Below are 2,023 nucleotides of genomic sequence, written 5' to 3'. Positions count from 1 at the left end.
TCGCCGCATGTCCGATCCCGCCGAGCGCCAGGGCGCCGCCGCCGCGCAGCACGCCTCGCCGCGACGTGGCGGCCCCGAGCGCGGCGCCGAGCGGGCTGCAGGCAAAGCACATGGCGGTCTCTCCCGGCTGCGGTCACGCGCCGCGCCAGGTGGCGCGCCGGCGCCGGCCTCCGCCGGTCAGACTGCGCTCACCGTCGCGCCGCCTGCAACTCCATCCGTGTCAACCACAGCCCCGCCGCGACGATGACCGCGACGCCGGCCAGCATCTGGGCCGTCGGTACCTCGGCGAAGAACATCCAGCCGAACAGGATCCCCCAGAGGATCATCGCGTATTGCCAGGGCACCACGATCGGCGCGGGGGCCAGCGCCAGCGACTTCGTCACCGCGAGATGCGCGCAGACGCCGACGACGCCGAGCAGCATCAGCAGCCCCGCATCCACCAGCGTCAGCGGCGTCCAGGCGAAGGGCGCCATCACCAGCCCGAAGACCAGCGCGCCCGCCATCTGGTAGGTCGCGAGCACGGTCGCCGAGGTCCCGCGCAGCGTGCGCGTCAGCAGCAGATAGGCCGAATAGACGCAGACCCCGACGATCGCGACGGTCGTCGGCAGCCAGCCCGAATCGAGCGTCGCACCCAGCGTCACCAGCACGCCCACGAAGCCCACCACCACCGCCGCGAAGCGCGCGCGGTCCAGCCTTTCCTTGAGGATCACGGCAGATGCCGCGGCCACCACGATCGGCGTGGCCATCCAGAAGGCCATCGTGTCGGCCAGCGGCATCATGCCGACCGCCCAGTAGAAGCAGGCGACCTCGATCGTCCCCGCCGCGACGCGCGCCGCCTGCAGCTTCGGCGTGCGCGGCTGCAGCAGATGCGCCGCGCCCTCGCGCCAGATGAAGGGGGCGAGGATGACCAGCGCCGCGATGCTGCGCAGGACCAGCACCTGCGCGACCGAGTAGGTGGCGACCAGCCACTTCCCCAGCACGTCGTTGAGCGAGAAGGCGAGCACCGCCGCCGACATCAACGCGATGCCGGCGAAGTTGCGGTTCGGTTGGGGAGCGTTCACTCGGCGCGGATATTCGCCTCGCGGACCAGCGTCGCCATCGCGGCGCGGCCCTCGGTGACAAACCGGGAAAACTCGGCCGGCGAGGACGCCACCGGCACGCAGCCGATCTGCACCAGCCGCGCGCGCAGCGCCGGGTCGGCGATCGCCTCCGCCAGCGCGCCATGCAGCGCGGCCACCACCGCCTGCGGCGTCCCGGCAGGACCGAACAGCCCGGCCCACTCGTTGGATTCGAAGCCCGCGAAGCCGCTCTCGGCGATGGTCGGCACGTCCGGCCGGCTCTCGACGCGGGTCAGCGTGCCGACGCCGAGGAACCGCGCCCGCCCGCCATCCACCACCGGCCCCGCCGAGACCAGCGTCGTGAAGACCGCATCGAGCGACCCGGCCGCCAAATCCTGCGCCGCCGCCGCGCCGCCGCGATAGGGCACATGCACCACCTCGATCCCCGCCGCGCGGGAGAAGGCCGCGAGCCCGAGATGCCCGGCCGTCGCATTGCCCTGCGTGCCGACCGTGAGCTGGCCCGGCCGCGCCTTCGCCGCCGCGACGAACTCGGCCAGCGTCCGCGCCGGGAAATCGTTCTTGACCGCGATGGCGGAGGGGAAGGTCACCACCAGCGAGATCGGCGTGAAGGCGGTCGCGTAGTCGAAGGGAAGCCCGCGCAGGAGCGAGGGATTCACGATGTGGCTCGAGGCGTCCCACAGGAAGGTGTGGCCATCATTCGCCCGCGCCACCTCGGCCCCGCCGAGGCTGCCCGACGCGCCGGTCCGGTTCTCCACCACGAAGCCCTGGCCCAGCCGCTCGCCCATGCGCGGCGTCAGCACCCGCGCCGCGCTGTCCGCGGCCCCGCCGGCGGCGAAGGGCACGACGAGGCGGATGGAGCGCTGCGGCCAGGCGGGCTGGGCCCGTGCTGCGACAGGCAGGGCGAGGGCGGCGCCGAGGGCGGGGCGGCGGGTCAGGGTCATGGC

General features: G+C 73.5%; 2 protein-coding genes. Both read right to left on the bottom strand.

The features are described 5' to 3' along the window. Window positions 1-188: 188 nt before the first annotated feature. Window positions 189-1,061, bottom strand: coding sequence for a DMT family transporter (locus L2I40_RS22440; RefSeq protein WP_237217549.1), 873 nt, complete (start codon window positions 1,059-1,061; stop codon window positions 189-191). After that, on the bottom strand, window positions 1,058-2,023 hold a 966-nt coding region (locus L2I40_RS22435), incomplete at its 5' end, for a Bug family tripartite tricarboxylate transporter substrate binding protein (protein ID WP_308116444.1). The genes L2I40_RS22440 and L2I40_RS22435, both read right to left, overlap by 4 nt.

The sequence above is a fragment of the Falsiroseomonas oryziterrae genome, assembly GCF_021864505.1.
Taxonomy (GTDB): domain Bacteria; phylum Pseudomonadota; class Alphaproteobacteria; order Acetobacterales; family Acetobacteraceae; genus Falsiroseomonas; species Falsiroseomonas oryziterrae.
Note: the sequence above shows the minus strand (reverse complement) of the source record. Positions and strands in the feature narration are given on the sequence as shown.